Here is an 18,974-nt window from a genome sequence, read left to right as displayed (position 1 = left end):
CATTCTCGTTGGCGGCAATGAATTCTATAGCGATGGGATCCTGGCGAGATCACTGGGTGGCTGCGACGAGTTGTTCTCCAGGCTTTTCGAAGGTTTACAATCTGGTCGGCTCGCCTGGCCGTTTTCAGCTCATCGACGATTCAAGAGAATGGCGCTTATGCGACAGAAGTAGCCTTCTGGTTGCCACAGAATTCTCGAGCAGGCGTGCCGCGCCCCGCGATCTCTCGGCACGCCTGCAAATGTCGCAACCACATGATCGGTTGCGCAGTCGGCGAAACCTCGTCCGACCTAGTGGGCTCCGCGCGGGTTCGCCGCCATCCCCACCACCGCGCTTGATCCGACCCACCGTCCGGCGTCTCCTGCGGTCCCCGCGCTTGTCGGGTCCGGGTCCCCATCAAATCTGATTGCCTCTGCTACTGCGCCTCGGGCGGCGGGGTGGAAGCCATCTCTGTAATAGCTTTGAATTCAGCCAAAAATTCCGGTTGATGCTGCATGAGGTAACGGACGATCCGGGCGTTCTCGAGCAATTTCCCAAGATAGCCCTTTATGACAGTCAGCTGCAGGTGGTCCTTGCCGTAGGAGTCCTGGATCGATGTAATCCCTTCCTGCAATCGTGCGAGTTCGCGCTCCATGCGGGCCATGGCCTCGGGTGTGATTCCTTTCATCTTCTTGGGTTTCTTCGTGTCTACCAGTTGCGCTTGAGGCGTTCCCGCAAGGATCGCAGAGATGTATGCTGGGGTGTAGTTGTTCGCGTTCATCATAAGTTCGGCCGCCTCAATCTGCCGCATGGCTTTCATTTTGCGCAGGATTTCGAACACGGTCGTCGCGCAGGGTTTGTCCTTCAGGATACTGACGGCCTCTTCGCAAATTCCGTCGAGGAGGCGAGCCTTTCGCACGATGCTGCGCGGGTTGAGGTCCAACGCCAGAGCGATCTTTTCCTCCGAAACTCCGCGCTCGATGGCCCTTCGGATCATCTTGTGCTCCTGAATGGGGGCAAGGCGACTGATCCGCTTGTTGTAGGTGAAGGCCTCGTCGTCCGTGGAGATCAGACATTCGACTCGTTCGATGCCTAGATCTTTCAGTACCTCGATCCGAATGTGCCCATCGAGCAGCATATAGGTGTCTTCCTCACCCGTGGGTCGCGTAATGACAGGCGGCTCGACCAGGCCGACTTCCTTGATGGACGCGGTAATCCGGCGGTATTTGCGGCTGGATTTGACTGATGCGCTGAGGGCGCGCACAGGCAGGACGGCCTCTACTGGGACGGTGACGCAATCGCTTTCGAAGCCGAGCGTCACCGCGCCCGGGTTTTCGCGCTTGTTGCCCCGGCTCATTCCACCATCCCCGCGTCCAGCGATTGTCCGAGATAGGTTGGCAGGGTGTCCAGCCCCTCTGCACGTAAGAGCGTCAGGAAATGATCATCGTTACGCAGCGCGCGAAACGCCTCAACGACAAACATCAAGCGTCCCTGCGTCAGTTCGGCCTTCTTAATCAGCACCTTCTGGCGCTCCGCTTCCTGTTGATAGGCACGTACAAGCGCGTCGCTGGTCAGGGGTCGCTTGGCGCCGTCACTTCTGCCATAGCGGTTTCTATGAAGGTGCGGCCCCCGTGCATCGCGCTGCTGGATGAGACGGCGCACGGCGGCCAGCTTCTTTCCGCGCAGCTTCTTCTGAGTGTAGGCGTCCATCAGAGCGCGCTGGCCGCCCTCGGCATCTGTCTTTGAAATGTCGATGGCGAGGTTCAGCGGCAGAAGTCCAGTTTCCACGGCCGAGACCAGCCGTTCTTCTCCACGTTCCAGAAGTCCCGCGATCATGCCGACGTAGTCTGAGGTGACCCCTATCTTGTTTGCGATCTGGCGGTCGTTGTAGCCGCGCTTCCGAAGATTGCCGATCTCGCGCATTAGGTCGATCGGGTTGTGCTGGCGGCGCGCGCAGTTCTCCACCAGGCTCATGACAAGGCAGTCGCGCTCATCGGCTTCGATGATAATGGCGGGAATGGCATCCTGCTGAAGCTCCATGAACGCCTCGAGCCGCCCCTGGCCACAGACGAGGTCATATTCCTGAGGCTCAGTTCCGGCGCGCTGCGCCACGGTGATAGGTCGTTTCAGACCAATCTTTGCTATGTTCTCGACCATTTCTTCGAAGGTGCGCCGGTTGCGTACACGGGGATTGAGAATGCGAATTCGGTCTGTAGGGATGAGAGTAACCTGTTTTTGGGGAGTATCTTTCTTTTCGTCTGGCATTAAGCGGCCTCCGTGATCCGGGCCCGGCTAGCGAGCGCGTAGAAATAATCGAGCGTGTCGAAGCGATAGGCGTCCAGCGACAACCCGTTTTGTTCAGCCAGCCTCAACCTGGCCATGGTCATGTCGATGCTTGGCAGCAGGTAATAGTCGCGTGGCGCTTCGTTCAATTCGTCCATCCGAACGGCAATCGTGATGTCAGACACTAGGCCAGTGTCGAGACGGATGCGCCATCGCAGGGAACCTCCCTGCGTCTCGAAACACCGCGCCAGCACCACCGAGGCTGTGAACTCGCCGTTGATGCGGATCAGGTCCGTATCCGGATCCTGCTCCGCCTGGCCGCCGCGCCCGGCGATACCGTCGAGGATCCGAGCCACGACTCCGGGGTGGGCTTGCCGTAACGCCCGGTTGATCTCGATGTAGCGATAGTCTCGCTCCGGCTCGTAGCCGATCAATTGGTAAGCTCGCAGCAGGCTGCCGAAGCGGCTCCGGAAGGTGCTGGATGACGGCAGGTTGTCCTGTTCGTCGATGATCAGTCCAGACAGCACGCCTTTCTGTTTCAGCACGGCGCGCAGGGCTTCGAGCAGTTCGGCGTCCGTGAAATGCTGACTGCGCGCGTCAACGATTTCGCGCGCGCGCAGAAATAGCGCCTCGTCCACAATGGCGGGGTAGGCGCCCTCTGCACGGATCCACATCTCGCGCGGGTTCACCACCCGGCGCTGCTTCAGCTTGAAGGACACCTTGTTGTAGACGTTGTTGCCGATGTATTTTTCGTTGGTCAGGATCTGATGAATGGACGCCCGAGACCATGGCCGCTCAAGATCCGTCAGATGCCCCTCAGCATTCAGGGTTTCCGCAATCTCACGCTCCGAGCGGCCATCCTCGACGAACATTCGGTACATCCTGCGCACTACATTCTGTTCCTGCTCAGGGCCCGGAATGAGAACGACACGGTCAGTCTGAAGGCTCTTCTGTTCGCCGCGGGACAGAGCGCCTTTTGGGTTGCCGTGTTCGTCGATCAACACCCGGCGCAGGCCGTATCCAGCCGCGCCACCTTGGCGGTAGCCAAGCTCAACCAGGCGGCACTGCCCCGCGAAGACCTTCACGGAAAGCTCACGGCTGTATTCGCCTGCCATAACCCGCTTGACCGTCTTCAGCAGGTTGGAGCCGATGCTGCCATCGTTTTCGAATTGCTCGCCGCAGTAGTGGACGCGGATCCCAGCGCGAGAGCATACATGCTCGTGGTAAGCCCCTTCATCAGCATCCTGAAACCGGCCCCAGCGGCTGACGTCATAGACCAGAATGGCCTTGAAATCCGCCTGGCCGGTTCGAACCTCGGCCATCAGGTTCTGCAGCGCCTCGCGGCCGTCCAACCGCAACCCGGACCGACCCGAGTCCTCGAAAACGCGCAGGATCTGTAGGCCCCGGGCGGTGGCGTAATTCCGAATGATATCGAGCTGGTTCTCGGTCGAGTACTTCTGGTGATCGGTCGACATCCGCACATAGGCGACGGCCGGTACATCCGTTTCAGGCGGCTCGTCGCTCTTGTCGGAATGGGCCGCCCATCGACCAGTCACATGCGTATCTCCTCATTATTCCATGCAAATCCATCGCTCCAGTTAGAATCAGCGGTTGAATTCTTCGCATTCATGTAAAGCGAAGGAGTGTGGAATGTCGTTTCCGAAAAAGGGCAAGTTCTTTCCAAAGAAAAACGGATATAATGGAAGTGGCGGTCATCAGACGAGTGACTGCTTTGCGGATGAAATTGCATCGGCACTGAAGCGATCTCTCGGCGACAGCCGGGCGGGTGTGAAAACCGTGGTGGCTTGGACAGGTGCCAATGAGAAGACGGTGAAAAACTGGTTCTCGGGCACCTACGGTCCGAGTGGGACGCACCTGACTGCGCTGGCGCGGCACTCCGACGAAGTGCTGGGTACCTTCCTGGCCATGGCGGGACGCGAGGATCTGATGGTGGCGATTAAGCTTGCTGGGGTAGAGGAGGCAATTTCTGATCTGCTGGATGCAGTTCGTCGGCTTGGTGAAGACGATCAAACTGACTAGGCTAGTTGACCTGCTGGGCAGGCCGGAAGCGTACTTACCGACCCGGGCGGTGACGGGTGTCTTTCACTGAGGTTTCCTCAAAGGTAATTCCCTGCTTCCACGAAAAAAGTACCCTGTTCACCATCAAAAAGTTCCCTGTTTTTTATTCTAGGGAAATTCTCTGTAAGTGATTGAAATAACGTCTAAACTGCGGGGAAAAACTGTCAAAAACGCCTAAAATTCAGAACATTCCCTGTTATTTTCCCTGTTTGCAGGGAAAATAACAGAGACTGGTTAGCTCCAGACTGGCTCCTCCGCCACCCACATAACCCATTGTAATTATGTGATAATTTATCAAAATTCTGTCCGATTTTCCCGCGATTTTGCGGGATTTGAGTCGTGCTGAGACGGGATTTCTGCTGATTTTCGCGGGCATTTGCGTGGTTGTCTCAGTTGGCTGGTTTGGACGGTGCCGGATATGGTGCAGATTAAATGGACGCCGCTCTAGCATTCAAACTGGACCACTCAAATGGGGCAGATCAACTTGAGATAATTAGACAAGGCTCACCAAGTGATTAGGTTCTGACCCCTAAAAAATTTCAGGAAATGATTGGCGGCAAAGCAGACCTCGGCGCGCTCCGCAGCGAATGACCGGTGAGAGCCCATAGCAGAGGTTGTTTGGCTTCTTGGCTTCCCTGTGGCGCACGAAGCAGGTCGGGCGCAAGCTCCTGCACTCAGTCCGTGTTCTCAACCGATCGCTTTGTTTGAACATTTAAATCAGAGTTAGATTGTTCCATATGAACGCTACGTTGCGGGAATGGAATCGAGATGCCTTCGGCATCAAAGCGTTCTTTTACCAACTGCTGCATATCCCAATAAAGCGTCCAGTAGTCCTCCGTTTTCGACCAAGGCCGACACAGTAGATTCACTGAAGAATCCGCCAACTCTCCGACGCAGATTGCCGGTTCGGGTGTCTCCAGAGCAAGAGGGTGGGCTGCAACCAACTCTGCAAGCAATTTGATCGCCTGTTCAATGCTGTCAGAATAGCTGATGCCAAAGACCATATCGACGCGTCGTGTCGCACTGGCAGTGACATTGGTTATTACACTGTTCCAGACCCTGTTGTTTGGAACCGCGATTATCTTGTTGTCGACTGTGGCAATGGTTGTTGAAATCAAATTGGTCTGTTGGACAGTACCAGTTGCAAAACCTTCAAGATCGACATAGTCGCCTTCATCGAACGGCTTATTTATCATTATCATAAACCCGCTGAAGAAATTGGCGATAGTTTCTTGCATCGCAAAGGCCAAAATAAAACTGATACCGCCGACTAGGGCGAACAGTGGTGCCACGTCCATGCCCAAAATCGACAGCACTATTATCAATCCAATTATCAAAGTCAGCCAATAAAACAGCCCGCCCAAAAATGTCGAAAGAAGTGAAGACAAACCACTTATCCGGCCCATCCAACGCCGCGTGACAGAGCGGATCATCCGCGCTACAAAAAGCAACCCGAGCAGCGACACCACAACAACGATACTGTCAATTGCAACTTTGATGCCCCCGTCACGCGCGGTGAGCCATTTCAGAACGCGCTGGTGCAATGTTTCGACATCCGCATTGCGGATCTCGTCAATAATTATGGCGCTGCGGTAGGCTCGGTATTTGGCGATTTCGTCAGCACTACCACCTTTTTTCTGCCAGTCATTCAAAACGAGAACAAAATTGTCGAACATGTGTCGTCGTTCGTCAGCGAGTTCTGCGACTCGCTCCCGAAAAACATCAGCTGTTTCTCCATCCAATTCATTGACCCGCAGCGTAGCGTCGACAACATCCTGTGTTTGTTCCTGAACAATACGCTGCCACGCCTCGGATGCTGCGGCGAGTTGCGTCTCAGTTAGCGGCAGTAACAAAAGCTCCAACCGCTCACTCTCGATCCGAGGATCCAGGATATGTGAGGGCAGGTTGAACTCCTTTGCCAGCGCGTCGATATCGATTTCGCCAGCGTTGGTAAGTGATGGCGTGGGATCTTCTGACGGGAGTTTTTCATCAGCAGGTGACCGAGTCTGGTCAGAACCGTCTGTCGATTGGGCAAACACGGGCGGACCGTTGAGGACCAGTAAGCCGATTAAAATAAGACTGAGGATACATAACGCTCGACGTAGCATTCGAGGCCTTTCCAGTAGTGTTTTTTGCAACATTAGGAGATTGACCGAGGGTGACAAGCTAAACCAAGTAGCTGCAATAGGTATCTTTTGTCTGACATTCGAGACTTTGGAACTGATTTGAGCAACTAGACAACAGAAAAATCCTTGTTGCGAACACGCCATCTGAAGGCAAATTTTGTGTCCTTTTTGCGTTTCCCTAAACTATCTGAGCATTATGCCAAAAACCACGGTTGGTTGAAGCCATGGACAACATGCTATCGAAAAGTTGAAATTTTCGCTATCAGAAGCATGTTTACGGCTACAACGTGGCTGCTGTCGGCTTAGGCCATGGTTTGGAGCCGACCCGGCTGTGCTTGAAACCCTCGCGCTGCCGGCTTGTGAAACTGTTTCACTCGCTCTTCCCGGTGCCACCACCGGTGTCTTGAAACCGGGTGAAATTATCGACGTGCAGATTGAGGCACCGGCCGAAACAGCGGTTTCATTCTATTTCGACGGGCCAGAAGGCGTGGAAATGACTATCTTTGAACAGCAAGGCAATCTGATCACCGCAGTATCATCTGACACCAAGCAAGACGCTATGCTGACGAGCGCAGGCGCATTGATTGCGCGCGTTGCGGACCTTAACGGACAAGGTGGCGCATGGAATTTGACAGTTCAAATTCAACAGCCGTAAGGGCTGACTGAACGGCTCAAGGTGCGTGTGGCGGCGCTGGTTGCGCGGTCTTTTGCGACGTGTCCAAGTGCACAAGTGCAGGTGTTGCAAGGTTCAGACTGCGTGCAAATGCTTCTTCGAACATAATCCTGACAATCGCGTTATCCGTAGCGCGCATGTGTTTACGTATTTTACTGGTAAGCTTCGTTTCGGGGAGGGGTGACAGATAATAATACAACCGGAATGAAAGCGCGTAGTCACCGGCGTCCACCGCTGCCCACTCGAAAGATAGTTTTTTATTCACCATAATATGGTCGTCTTCAAAAGCCCTTGCACAGCAGGCATCTACAGATTTTTCAATCTTTTCGAATAGGTTAGTTACCGGATCGCGCGCACCTGTCGGAGATGGATACCCCAGCTTGAATTCGAGCGTCCGGCGAAGACCGTCAACCGATGCGCGCTTTGTGTAATTTTCGATACCCCACTTCATAAGATCACAGTTTCGAACCAGAATGCGGTGGTTTTTATCCACATCCAGAAGCAGCGTATAGAACGGAGTAAGGCGGTTGATGATGCATAGACGATCACGGTCGCGCAAAATGACTGTGTCGCCTTCTTCGGCCATGGACGATCCCAGAAGGACGACGCCATGGAACAGATCCGGCAACCAGATCGCGCTGGTGAGCACGAAGAACGCTGCAATAATGCCGATGAAACCGGTTTTCTCCAAAAGGCTGTTCAGGCCCCAAATCTCAATCAAAACATAGATCAGGATAATCAACATTGCGCCGAGCAATACAACACTCGCCATGCGGCTGTGATAGCTGGGAACAGCGACCATTTTGCCGTCAATCTGCCGTGTTGCGCCAAACTTGGCGTCCAGCATACGTCCTGAGACATTGAAAAAAACAAAGCATATGGTAATCGCAAAAACCGTCAACGACATGTTGAGCAGCATCCGGTTGTAATAGATCCCGACGATGTTGTGCAAAACGATGTCGGATAATTGCAGCACGAGGAAAATCACCAGCACGACACGCAGGGTCATCACTTGCAGCGAGGCTCCTTCGCTATCTTTTTTGAGCCCAAGAATGCGCGGGGCCAGCATAAACGCAAACGCGCCGACGATCATCGCAGCAATCGGGACAGAATAGATCTGCAATTCTGGGGACATGTTACCTCTGATCGAAATTCGGCAGAGCCATTTAAGCACATTCACGCCCAAATGAAACGCCACTCATGGCGGGTGCTTAGCCGCAATTAAAAAGCGACGGCTTGGTGGAAGCACAAAAAAAAGGAATTGCTGTTTGCAGCTATTTTACTTTCCACCTAATGGATTTAAGCCACCGGCTTCCAGCCGGTTCGCTTCAGCGAATCTATTCTGATCTTCTCTCCTGAATTTTGAAACCCGCTGAGGCGGTATGGTTTCAAAATTCAGGAGAGAAGATCATGCGCTACTCGTCATCCGCGCACACGCGATTCTATCATAGATACCACGTCGTATGGGCCACGAAGTACCGGTACAAGGTTCTGCAGGGTGCCATGCGTGAGCGGATCCGTGAAATAATCATCCAGACCTGCGGAGAACTGGGTGTCCATATCGTGAAAGGCGTTTTGGCGCGCGATCATATCCATATGTTCCTGTCGATCCCGCCCAAGCTGTCCCTGTCCGATGTCATGCAACGCATCAAGGGTCGCTCATCCCGACGCATCCAGATGGAGTTCCCTGACCTGCGCAAGCGGTATTGGGGCAGACGCTTTTGGGCGCGTGTGTATTTCTCGACGACCTCCGGGAACGTGACTGACGATGTCATCAAGCAGTACCTGGAATTACATTCCACCAAATGATGCCTCCTGCGTCACCAGGAGGTCCTTCACTTTTTGCAGCCGAAGCAATCGAAAGCCTGCTTCGTCCCGCGTAGCGGTCTTTCGCTAATTTTTGATAAACGTCCGATGCCACCGAAAGCAGACGTTGACCAGCGAAACGATGAATGACGGGATCGCTGGGCTTTGCGCAGTTTCAACGACTCGCTCGTTTTTGGCTTTGAAAACGCAAAGCATTCCAAAACTGGGGAGAACTGAACCCGCGTATGTATTTGGGCAGACGGCCTGAGAAGTATAGCCTCAGTAAATTTACCTTATGCAGCCTGAGTGCAAAAATCCGGGTGGACCCCGCTTGATCTCCTGAATATCGTTTGGTTCCGAACTGAGTTTTGGGGACCGGTATGGCAAAGGGGAACGGTATCGATGGCCTCGTTGGCTTCATTCGACGCGATGACGTTTGGCACCAGCGGATGTTCGAGGTTCTGGCCGAGCACATTGGGCCAGCTCTTGATGAGTTTGACCTGGAATTCGGAGATTTGAGTGAGCTGCTCGGCGAGACTTGGCCGATGACGCTTTGGGGCTGCGCCTTTGAAGACTTGCTGGCTCGCTCGTTTGACCCCGGAGAAACCAATGTCGTCGAGCAGTATCTTAAGCAGCGCGGTTGGACTGAGAGTGCCGCAGATCGTGAATACCTCACCGGATTGAGGTCTGCCGCCCCAAGCCTTTTTGAGGTGAGTCAGATTGTGCCTGGCAAGTCGATGGTTGTTCGCGACCTTCTTAATGCCTCTGAACCCGTCACCGTGCGCGAGAAGAGCGCGACACGCAGCCTGAAGCCCTGGGATCGCATTGCGGTGCGCGTCGTGAAGCAGGGTGATGACTACGTGATATCTGGGGCCTTGCTGCAATTCTCATCAGAGGCAGCTGAGCTGCTGCTCGACGGCCTCCGTCATACACTGGAGCTCGGCCCGCGTCAGACACTCACTCTGACCAAAGATCAAAAGCGCGGTTGCGCACCACTCTTCGCGAATGCCTGGCTGTTCGCGGAATTGCCAAAGGTTCTTGCACACGAACTGCCGACACTGACCAACAGCAATGGGGACCCCTTGGAATTCCATGACCTGAGGTTTCCGTTCGCGGCCGGTGTTCTGCAGAAAGATGTGATATCTCGCCTTGCCCGACACCCGGAGCTTTTATCTTACGGACAGAAGGCATGGAGTTGGGTGACCACGGAACCGGCAACCTACGGCGGTGCTAAAGGTGCTTTAGCTATGCACACGTCGAAGGCCGGCCAGACGGTCCTCGGATATTTGGAATTGATGGGCAAGGCACTGATCCTATCGGTCAACTCGGCCGAACGGGCTGAAGCCGGGCGCGTGATGCTGATGAGCGCACTCGACGGATTGGTGAAGGCACCGTTGACGTCCATCACAACGGCCGAACAAGCGATGGCAGAGCAACGAGACGCTCCGTCCGACGAGGTCCCGCCGGATGTCGCCAGACAAATTATCCATGAAAATCTCGATCGGCACTATCGGGAAACTCTGGACAAACCAGTTCCAGCACTCGCGGAGAAAACGCCGCGGCAGGCCGCACGCAGTACCGCTGGTCGTAAGAAAGTCATCGCCTGGCTGAAACACATTGAGAACGCGAGTGCGCGCGAGCCCGGATCTCCTATGGCAGAGTACGATTTCCGCTGGATGTGGGAAGAACTTGGTCTTTTGGATGAGCGGGTATGAACGCTCTTTCGACTTGGCAGGAGACCGGACTTGCTATGCCGCACCTTCCGCCTCCTCCGGGGCCAACAGCTACCGCCCAGACTCAAAGGGATGGGATTCATCCTGTAACTAACTGATTTAAATTCTCTATTTCTGCAGCATCAAAAGATGTACTGGAAGTTCGAATCCTACCACCCCAGCTACCACCTTCTAAGTTATTGATATAATGCAGAAAATTAAATTTTCTGCGGGCGTTCCCGGCCCTTTCAGAGGTATAAATATACCCCAGGCCGACAGATCTGCGATATCCTGCCCATTTCCCTGAAAAGTCTGGAATCGCCATTTCCGCGGTAGCAGTTGCCTCCCAGCATCAGGCGGCCATCGTCGAAGTCGTATAAAGACAATCCGTCCTTTGCCAGGTGTCTCGCCATCATCTCTTGTTGATATGTACCATCCATATCAATGCCAGAAATAAAAAAATACCTGTCTCGCCCTGTTTCAGCAGATCTAATCCCCGATATATTCTTTCCATGCCACCCGTAAAAACGACAGTCGCATCCGGCAATTTTTCTTGATCGAGAGATGACTGATCCTCCCCCTTTGAAGTGGTCCGCCCCTATAGTTAGGAAACGGAGGATCAAAGATGGGAATCAAGCGACACAAGCCGGAAGAGATTGTCACGAAGCTACGGCAGGTTGAGGTGCTATGTGGCCACCCGGCACGTCCTCAGCCGGTCCGTCGACTGATGCATCCGCCATGAAGGACTGGATGCCTCGCTTTGCAAGGTCCATCTCAAAACTCGCTTGCTTGGATACTCCAGGTGAAAAGCAAGCCCTTATTTTAGACAGATCGTCGGGCACAAGGTAACCACCGTCACCGAAGTCTCCGACCCTAATTAGTTCATGGCCAACATCGAATCGTCGCAATAAACGCGCTAAAGCTCTTCGCCGTTCAACTGTTGTCATTTATAAATTCCGACCTCGTGTGTGCCAACTCACTTCAAGATGCACTGAATCTGTCCAACATGGAACTCGTGCAGTGTCGCTGTCCTTGCAGAGACTGGTTCGCATTTGTCTGACAACACCATCAGAACAGTACCGACGGTAACCATGTTGCCAAAAACGGAAGCATCCAGATCAAAATCACGCCAATCGCCTGAATCCCGATAAAAGGCACGACGCCCGCGTATATGTGGCCTGTCGTGACTTCTTTTGGAGCGGCCCCCCTTAGATAAAACAGTGAAAAGCCGAATGGTGGGGTGAGGAAACTGGTTTGCAGGTTGATGGCAATCAGCACGCCCAGCCAGATTGGATCATGACCGAGCAGTATGAGTATCGGTGTGACTAGCGGCAGAACAATGACCGAGATTTCAACAAAATCCAGAAAGAACCCCAGAAAGAAGATGAAGATCATGCAGAAAACTAACGCACCGGTGGCGCCGCCGGGCATATTGCTCAGGATGCCCACGACACGCTCTTCTCCACCCAAGCCGATGAAAACAAGGCTGAAGATGCCGGCCGCAAGAATTGTGGCGAAAATCATCGAGGTCATGGTCAGGGTCGAATTGATCGCCTCATGCACGATTTTTTCTTTGAGAGCCGAGCGCAGGGCGAGAATGACGGCAACCATGCCGACGACGGCCAGACCCGCGTAGAAGACGCCCAATGCAAAGGTTCCGTTGCTAAGGTCATCGCGTTGAAAGCGGACGGGGAAGGCCCCCGCAAGGATACCAAGCGAGATAAGGGCGGCCGTTCCAAACATAATTAGCTTGGGGTTTATGGCCATCTTGTGTCCAGTCATCAGAACCGCCCCCACAGCGCCGACCGAGGCAGCTTCGGTCGGGGTGGCGACACCACCCAGAATTGCACCCAAAACCGCAAAGATCAGCAGGATCGGTGGCACAACGGCGCGGATGACTTCGGCACGATCGGGTTTTGCCAGATCTGCCGGGGCCGGCGGCATGTCTTGTGGCCGGATCCAGCCCCGCAAGAGGATATAGATCAGATAAAGGCTGACCAGCAGCAGGCCGGGGACAACAGCGGCGGCAAAGAACTGGCCAACGGACAGCGCCTCGACCGAGAATTTACCCTGTTCGTACTGGGCCTGCTGGAACGAGTTTGACATGACGTCGGCAAGTATGATCAACAGCGTTGAAGGCGGGATAATCTGCCCCAGCGTGCCCGCTGTACATACGATGCCCGAGGCGACACGCGGGTCATATCCTGCACGTAACATGGCTGGCAGGGCGATCAGCCCCATGGCAACAACCGTCGCTCCGACGATACCGGTTGAGGCCGCCAGAAGCGCGCCCACAAGTACCACGGAAATCCCCAAACCACCGCGGAGCTGGCCAAAAAGGCGCCCCATAGTGTCAAGCAGTTCTTCCGCGATGCGGCTTTTCTCCAGAATGGCCCCCATGAGGACAAACAGCGGAATGGCGATCAGCACGTTGTTGGACAAAAGGCCAAAAACACGTTGGCCCATGGCGCCCAGCAGGGTGATGTCCATATGGTCCGTATACCAGCCGATATAGGCAAACATTACCGCAATACCTGCGATGGAAAAGGACACAGGAAAGCCCAGCAGGATCGCGCCCATCAAGGCTGCGAACATGAAAAGGTCCAGATATTCGGTCATTACGATGGCCTTTGCAGAATGAGCCGGATCAACAGCGATACGGACTGAAGCATGACAAGGATGCAGAAGGCCGGGATCAGGGATTTCATCAGGAACACGGCTTCAATGCCGCCGACGGAAAGAGGGCCTTCGAGGATTTTCCAGGAGTTGCGCACCGACGGCCAAGACCAGTAAAGCAGCGCGGCCATGGAGGGCAAAAGCAGGAAGAGGTGGCCAAAAATATCAATGCGTCTTTGGGTTAGCGGGCTGGCCTTGGCATAGAACACATCCACGCGGACGTGTTTGTCGACCAATAACGTGTAACCCGCACCCAGCATGAATAGGGTCGCATGCATATAAAGCACGCTTTCCTGAGCGGCGATATAGTTCACACCAAAAGCATAGCGCCCGACGACGATTGTGAATTGCACCAGCACCATGAACAGCGCAAGCCATCTAACCAAGTTGGCGAAGCCTGTGTTGAAGGCGTCGATCGAGTTTGCCAGTTTTTCCATCGGCCCCTCCCAAAGCGAAATGATGCCTGCGCGAAAGGTGCTTCGCGCAGGCAGGTCGTCTTAGTAGCCCATAACCGCAGCACGTGCGTTCATCTGGCCGTTGTCAGCATAGACCATATAGCTACCCACAGAGTCGCGGTAAGCAACAAAGCTTTCCGCAATCCGCTTAACCAACTCGTCCTCGTCCTGACGCAACTCGTCGATCACCTCGGCGGCGGCAGTGCCCATGGCGTTGATCACGTCCTCGGGGAACATTTTTACCTGTACGCCTTCATCAGCGACAAGTGTTCGTAGCGCCGCTGCGTGTTTGGTTGTGTATTCGGTCCAAACCGGGTTGTAGAGGCTTTCGCAGGCGAGGCTGACAACCTGCTTCAGATCATCGGGCAGTTCTGCAAAGGCTGCCGCGTTGATACCGCATTCCTCGGCAGAGGACGGCTCTCCGACACCGGGCCAATAGTAGTTCTTGGCGACCTGATGATAACCAAGCGCACTATCCGTCCAAGGCCCGATGAATTCACCCGCATCCAGCGCACCAGTTTGCAAGGCTTGGAACATCGCCGGGCCTGACATGGCTTCTGCGGCCATTCCCAGTTTTGATGCCATTTCCGAGGCCAGCCCGGTGGTACGGAACTTCATGCCTTTCAGGTCTTCGGCCGAATTGATCTCGTCGCGGAACCAACCACCCCATTGTGGGCCGGAGTTACCGCACAGGAACGGCTTGATACCGAAACGGCCATACATCTCGTCATAAAGCGCCTGACCACCGCCGTGATAAAGCCAGCCGAACTGCTCATCCGCGCGCAGGCCGAAAGGCTGCGACCCAAATAGCAGGATGCCCTTGGATTTAGACCCCCAATATGCGGGAACCGCATGGTAAAGTTCGGCCGTGCCTTCGCTGACAGCGTCAAATACGCCGCGCCCCGGAACCAGTTCGCCGGCGGGGAAAAGCTTCACTTCGATCCGCCCGCCAGACAATGTGGTGATACGATCCGCCAGTGTTTGCGCGGCCACTCCGGGCCCAGGCAGGTTCTTTGGCCAAGCAGTGACCATTTTCCATTGGCGTTTGTCCTGTGCAATGGCCGGCGAGGCCAGGGCGGCCGCCGCTGTGCCGATCCCCGCTGATGCTAGAAATTTACGTCTGTCCATAAGATGTCTCCTTGTCGGGTTTGGTTAAGGTTGGTTTTTCTTCGAGGTCGTCTTCTGCTGCCCCTGATGCGCTTGGAATGCGCATTTCGAACGTCTTGCTGATGCGGGCGTAATCGTAGTACCCCATGCGGGGGTACTGTCAAAGAAAACTAGCTTGAGGCGGGCAGGGCGGTTTTGTAGCCTCGTCGGATGACCAAACCTGATCCATTTCGCTATTTCAAAACGAGCCGTGAGATAATCCGCCTGGCGGTAATGCTGTACGTCCGTTTCCCGCTGTCGCTTCGGAATGTCGAAGATTTGCTGCACGAGCGCGGCATCGATGTCAGTCATGAGGCTGTGAGGTACTGGTGGCATCGGTTCGGTCCAATGTTCGCGGCGGAGATCCGAAAACGCCGAATTGCCGGTATGAAATCAAGCAAGTGGCGCTGGCATCTTGACGAGATGTTCGTGAAGATCAACGGGGAGCGACATTATCTTTGGCGGGCCGTCGATCATGAAGGCGAAGTTCTGGAAAGCTTCGTCACAAAGACGCGCGACAAGAAGGCCGCATTGAAATTCTGACAGAAAGCAATGCGTAAGCATGGTTGCCCGGAGGTGTTCGTCACGGACCTGCTGCGCTCATATGGTGCTGCGCTGAAAGAGATCGGCGCCGCAGACAGGCAGGAAACGGGCCGGTGGATGAACAACCGAGTGGAGAATTCACACCTGCCGTTTCGACGACGAGAGCGAGCCATGCTTCGGTTCAGACGGATGCGAAGTTTGCAGAAATTCGCCGCCGTCCACGCTTCCGTCTACAACCACTTTAATCAGGAACGCAGCCTCTTAAGTCGAACGAATTTCAAACTCAACCGTGCCGCCGCTCTGGCTGAGTGGCGCGGTCTCGGTGCGGAATAAAGGGCAGTCATATTGTCCTTGCAGAGACGAATTCGAATTAGTCTGACAGCACCAACAAAGAAGATGTCTACTTTGCAGAATTAGCAAAATTTTCCGGGAAACATATCAAAGACAAGATTGGGGCTCGTTTCGGCCATTTGCTGCTTGGTGCACCAAGGCGGACGCAGACCTCGCATGTGAAACTCCCGCGCATTTCATGGCCAGCTTCAAGCCGGGTAATTTCCAACTCAAGTAGTTCACATCGGGGGTTCCACCCCTCCCGAAGCATCATCATTTCGTAGTCAGCAAATGGCTTGGTTTTCTGTCCGGAGTGCATTGTCATTTCCTCTTTATGGTCTCTTGATTTGGTGGTCTCTGAAGAAAGAATGCTCCGGTCTGGGGGCCCATGACAAACGATGGTTTTTTGGTACATAGAAAAGAAAAATTTGTGTATGATGCGTTATGGTCTTCCGAATGCCTCCGCTCAAACAGTTACACGCCTTTGAAGCCGCCGCCCGGCATCAGAGCTTCAAGAAAGCGGCAGAAGAGTTACATGTGACACAGGCGGCGATAAGCCATCAGGTTCGTGCACTCGAAGATCATCTTGGGAAGAAACTCTTTCACCGAAAGACCCGCCAACTCGTGCTGACGGATGCAGCAAGAGAGTTTGCTGAAGGTCTATTTGGTGCTTTTGCGCAAATGCAGGCCTCTGTTGAGCGGATCAGCAGTCAGCAGATGGCTGGTAGTCTGAAGCTGTCAGTTGCTCCGTTCTACGCAAACCGAATGGTGTTGCCCCTGCTACGGAATTTTCACGAGGTTTATCCAGATATTCGCATTATGCCGGAGATGGACGCAGATGTCGTAATCCTCAAAGGCAGTGATATTGACGGTGCAGTGCGGTACGGAGACGGTTCGTGGTCAGGCCTCGCTTCGATCTTGCTCAGGCAAGATCAGGTCGGCCCAGTGGCCGCACCGGAACTGGTGCAAGAGTATGATTTGCCAATGTCTCCTGAAGAGATTGCCAAGTTGCCCCTTGCATATAACCTCGGTACTCAAGGCGATTGGCCGAGATGGTTTGCTCAGTGCAATGCCCTTCCTGACGCGCGCCAGCAACTGATTGAGTATTCTGACCGCGCCAAGGCCATTGATCTTGCTTTATCGGGCAATGGCGTTGCGCTCGCCGACACCCTGTTGACCGAAGCCGATGTACGCAATGGCCACCTCGTTCGACTGCATCCCGAAACAGTTCCTTCTGAGAAAAGCATGTATGTCGTTTATGCTGAGACCGCATACCCGGACCCGCGCCTGATTGCTTTTGCCGAATGGTACCAAAATGAACTTGAGCAGCTAAACCGTGCTTGATCTTTACCTTGTATGGAGCGCTGACGGCAGGTCTGCTTTGGGCTGATTGTGTTGAAAAACTCTGTTTTCTGTAAGAAAGCCGACGTTCGTGGATGAAACAGCGAACGACGGCGAGGAGCCATTTTCAACCAAATCGATTGCCCAACTATTGTCGGACACCATTTAATTGAAACCACTTGAGGTCGCCCGAAACTCTTGGTTCACCTCTGGCTGGGAAGGCTGCGATTGGCTGTCAAGTTTCACGAGGGCCGGCCATCATAGGATAGAGGTGCACACAATACTTTTAGCCAATCGAGAAGTGTACGCACCGGTTTAGCCTTGGTGCCCTTGCGACAAATCGCCTGATAAACAACCGTCTCATCAAGCGGTGTGTCGACCCAGACAAGCGTCCCGTCTTTCAGATGCTTTCGCACAATGACTTCGGTGGTTAGCATCAGTCCAAACCCCATCAGGGCTGCTTCCATTTCGTACCTTGCATCGCCAGGATCGACGATCCGCATCGTTTCTGGATTAAAACCCGCGCGCCGGGCGAATTCGTGCAACTCGGCTTCCTTGAAACCATGTTCGGCCACCCACGGCAATGTATACAGGTCCGGCTTTCCGCCGCTCAGCAAACTCGGGGCGGCGCAAATTATTGCCGGTGTCTCAAGCAGCGACTGCGCATCGTACCCTTCCCAGGTGGCTCCCTTACGAAAGCCACGAATGGCAATATCAAAATTATCGAGATCGATCGGACTTTGGTTGCCATCGGGAACAAATGAGACCTGTGTCTTGGGGTTCTGTGACCAGAAATCGCTGAGGTTCGGCAATATGACAGAATTTACAAAATAGTGAGTCGTGGAAACCCGGACTCCGTGATCTTCTTGCATTCGTTGGGCCTCAGCGACACCACTTGAAATCAAGGCAAATGCCTCGCGGAGTGACAGGCCAAGATGACGTCCCGCCTCGGTTAGCACCAATCCTCGCCCTTCGCGTTGAACCAGCGCAGCACCGACTTCGACCTCAAGCTTGCGGACCTGCTGCGCAATAGCCGCAGGTGTAACATTGAGTGTTCTGGCCGCAGCTGAATACCCCTTCATCCGTGCCGTTGCCTCAAAGGCACGAAGCGTAGTGAGGGCGGGAAGGTGGCGCCAGTCAATATCAGTCATATGATAGCCTTACTAAAAGAACAGGAAAAACTCCTGACTACGTGAAAGCCCGTATTCAGTTTAATACTAGGCAAATAGCGCTGTTGTTGACAGGAGTTTAACATACTCAACATGCAACTAGAGTTAATGCGACCAACGCGCCGGTTTGGCGCCTCACAAATCAAAGGAAATCAGGATGCCCAAGTTCATCGTTGAAAGAAATATTCCAGGTGCTGACCAGCTTACCGCCGACCAGCTTTGCGACATTTCGCAAAAATCCAATACAGTTGTGAATGAGCTCGGTGTCCCGTACGTCTGGCACCATACATATGCGGCAGGCGACAAGCTCTACTGCGTGCATGAGGCCGACAATGCAGAGGCCATCTATCGCCATGCGAAAGAAGGTGGCTTTCCTGCTGATCTTGTTGCCGAGATCAAGAACACTTTTGGGCCGGAAACTGCAAATCGCTCAACATAACTTAGACCAGGGTGGGAGCCGAAAAGTCGCGGTTCCCACTCAAATGAGCTCAAGATTGAAAGCTTTGCGGCTAAGGGTCCGCTTTCGCCGCTACTCCACCTTGGCCAGACTACTGCCGTGGGCTGGGAGCCGTGATCTGAGGGAAATCGTCGGATGACTGCTAGGTCGGCATTCCCGCCGCTGGTGCGGCCCGCAGCATCGGTCAAAGAGGGCTCACAG

Annotated in this window: 15 protein-coding genes and 1 pseudogene; 7 read left to right on the top strand and 9 right to left on the bottom strand. The window is 54.1% G+C overall.

Annotation, left to right across the window (positions count from 1 at the left end; all coding sequences use genetic code 11):
- Positions 1-413: 413 nt before the first annotated feature.
- The 3 genes from C1J05_RS11830 to C1J05_RS11820 are packed head-to-tail and all read right to left on the bottom strand — an operon-like array spanning position 414 to position 3,816.
- Complete coding sequence (locus tag C1J05_RS11830) at positions 414-1,334, bottom strand: plasmid partitioning protein RepB C-terminal domain-containing protein (RefSeq protein WP_114870417.1); 921 nt, start codon at positions 1,332-1,334, stop codon at positions 414-416.
- Positions 1,331-2,242 carry a plasmid partitioning protein RepB C-terminal domain-containing protein gene (locus C1J05_RS11825; RefSeq protein ID WP_114870416.1) on the bottom strand — a complete coding sequence of 304 codons (912 nt, stop codon included), beginning with the start codon at positions 2,240-2,242 and terminating at the stop codon, positions 1,331-1,333. Before C1J05_RS11825 ends, C1J05_RS11830 begins: the two co-directional genes overlap by 4 nt.
- Entirely contained in the window at positions 2,242-3,816 is a 1,575-nt protein-coding gene (locus C1J05_RS11820; RefSeq protein WP_114870415.1) for a recombinase family protein, read from the bottom strand. The genes C1J05_RS11825 and C1J05_RS11820 overlap by 1 nt, the downstream gene beginning before the upstream one ends.
- Before the next feature lie 94 nt (positions 3,817-3,910).
- On the opposite strand from C1J05_RS11820, the gene C1J05_RS11815 reads away from it, so the two are divergent.
- Entirely contained in the window at positions 3,911-4,300 is a 390-nt protein-coding gene (locus tag C1J05_RS11815) for a hypothetical protein (protein WP_114870414.1), read from the top strand.
- 713 nt (positions 4,301-5,013) lie between these two features.
- On the opposite strand, the gene C1J05_RS11810 is transcribed toward C1J05_RS11815, so the two are convergent.
- Positions 5,014-6,378, bottom strand: coding sequence for a mechanosensitive ion channel family protein (locus C1J05_RS11810; protein WP_205388938.1), 1,365 nt, complete (start codon positions 6,376-6,378; stop codon positions 5,014-5,016).
- A gap of 418 nt (positions 6,379-6,796) precedes the next feature.
- Between C1J05_RS11810 and C1J05_RS11805 the strand changes: the two genes are divergently transcribed.
- Positions 6,797-7,120 (top strand): hypothetical protein, encoded by a 324-nt coding sequence (locus C1J05_RS11805; RefSeq protein WP_114870412.1) that lies wholly within the window; start codon positions 6,797-6,799, stop codon positions 7,118-7,120.
- A 16-nt stretch (positions 7,121-7,136) separates the two neighbouring features.
- Here C1J05_RS11805 and C1J05_RS11800 read toward each other — a convergent pair whose 3' ends face one another.
- Complete coding sequence (locus C1J05_RS11800) at positions 7,137-8,273, bottom strand: hypothetical protein (protein ID WP_114870411.1); 1,137 nt, start codon at positions 8,271-8,273, stop codon at positions 7,137-7,139.
- 275 nt (positions 8,274-8,548) lie between these two features.
- On the opposite strand from C1J05_RS11800, the gene tnpA reads away from it, so the two are divergent.
- Together tnpA and C1J05_RS11790 are read left to right on the top strand one after the other, a co-directional pair.
- A complete protein-coding gene (gene tnpA, locus C1J05_RS11795; protein WP_114870410.1) occupies positions 8,549-8,947 on the top strand; it encodes an IS200/IS605 family transposase in 399 nt (132 codons plus the stop codon).
- Between the two features lie 377 nt (positions 8,948-9,324).
- Positions 9,325-10,659, top strand: a complete 1,335-nt coding sequence (locus C1J05_RS11790) for a hypothetical protein (protein WP_114870409.1) — start codon at positions 9,325-9,327, stop codon at positions 10,657-10,659.
- A 1,065-nt stretch (positions 10,660-11,724) separates the two neighbouring features.
- On the opposite strand, the gene C1J05_RS11780 is transcribed toward C1J05_RS11790, so the two are convergent.
- From C1J05_RS11780 to C1J05_RS11770, 3 genes are read right to left on the bottom strand one after another with little or no spacing between them, the layout of a single operon-like run.
- Positions 11,725-13,275, bottom strand: coding sequence for a TRAP transporter large permease (locus C1J05_RS11780; RefSeq protein ID WP_114870407.1), 1,551 nt, complete (start codon positions 13,273-13,275; stop codon positions 11,725-11,727).
- Complete coding sequence (locus tag C1J05_RS11775; RefSeq protein WP_114870406.1) at positions 13,275-13,769, bottom strand: TRAP transporter small permease subunit; 495 nt, start codon at positions 13,767-13,769, stop codon at positions 13,275-13,277. The genes C1J05_RS11780 and C1J05_RS11775 overlap by 1 nt, the downstream gene beginning before the upstream one ends.
- A 60-nt stretch (positions 13,770-13,829) precedes the next feature.
- Positions 13,830-14,915: a TRAP transporter substrate-binding protein gene (locus tag C1J05_RS11770; RefSeq protein ID WP_114870405.1), complete on the bottom strand. Its 1,086-nt coding sequence runs from the start codon at positions 14,913-14,915 to the stop codon at positions 13,830-13,832.
- A 189-nt stretch (positions 14,916-15,104) separates the two neighbouring features.
- On the opposite strand from C1J05_RS11770, the pseudogene C1J05_RS11765 reads away from it, so the two are divergent.
- Together C1J05_RS11765 and C1J05_RS11760 are read left to right on the top strand one after the other, a co-directional pair.
- Positions 15,105-15,809, top strand: a pseudogene (locus C1J05_RS11765) (IS6 family transposase).
- A 453-nt stretch (positions 15,810-16,262) separates the two neighbouring features.
- Positions 16,263-17,150 (top strand): LysR substrate-binding domain-containing protein, encoded by an 888-nt coding sequence (locus C1J05_RS11760; RefSeq protein WP_162798040.1) that lies wholly within the window; start codon positions 16,263-16,265, stop codon positions 17,148-17,150.
- Between the two features lie 239 nt (positions 17,151-17,389).
- On the opposite strand, the gene C1J05_RS11755 is transcribed toward C1J05_RS11760, so the two are convergent.
- Positions 17,390-18,298 carry a LysR family transcriptional regulator gene (locus C1J05_RS11755; protein ID WP_114870403.1) on the bottom strand — a complete coding sequence of 303 codons (909 nt, stop codon included), beginning with the start codon at positions 18,296-18,298 and terminating at the stop codon, positions 17,390-17,392.
- A 175-nt stretch (positions 18,299-18,473) separates the two neighbouring features.
- Between C1J05_RS11755 and C1J05_RS11750 the strand changes: the two genes are divergently transcribed.
- Positions 18,474-18,755, top strand: coding sequence for a DUF4242 domain-containing protein (locus C1J05_RS11750; protein WP_114870402.1), 282 nt, complete (start codon positions 18,474-18,476; stop codon positions 18,753-18,755).
- Positions 18,756-18,974 lie beyond the last annotated feature (219 nt).

Origin of the sequence: Sulfitobacter sp. JL08 (genome assembly GCF_003352045.1) — a bacterium.
In the GTDB taxonomy this organism is placed as follows: Bacteria; Pseudomonadota; Alphaproteobacteria; order Rhodobacterales; family Rhodobacteraceae; genus JL08.
This window is presented reverse-complemented; position numbering and strand designations above follow the sequence as displayed.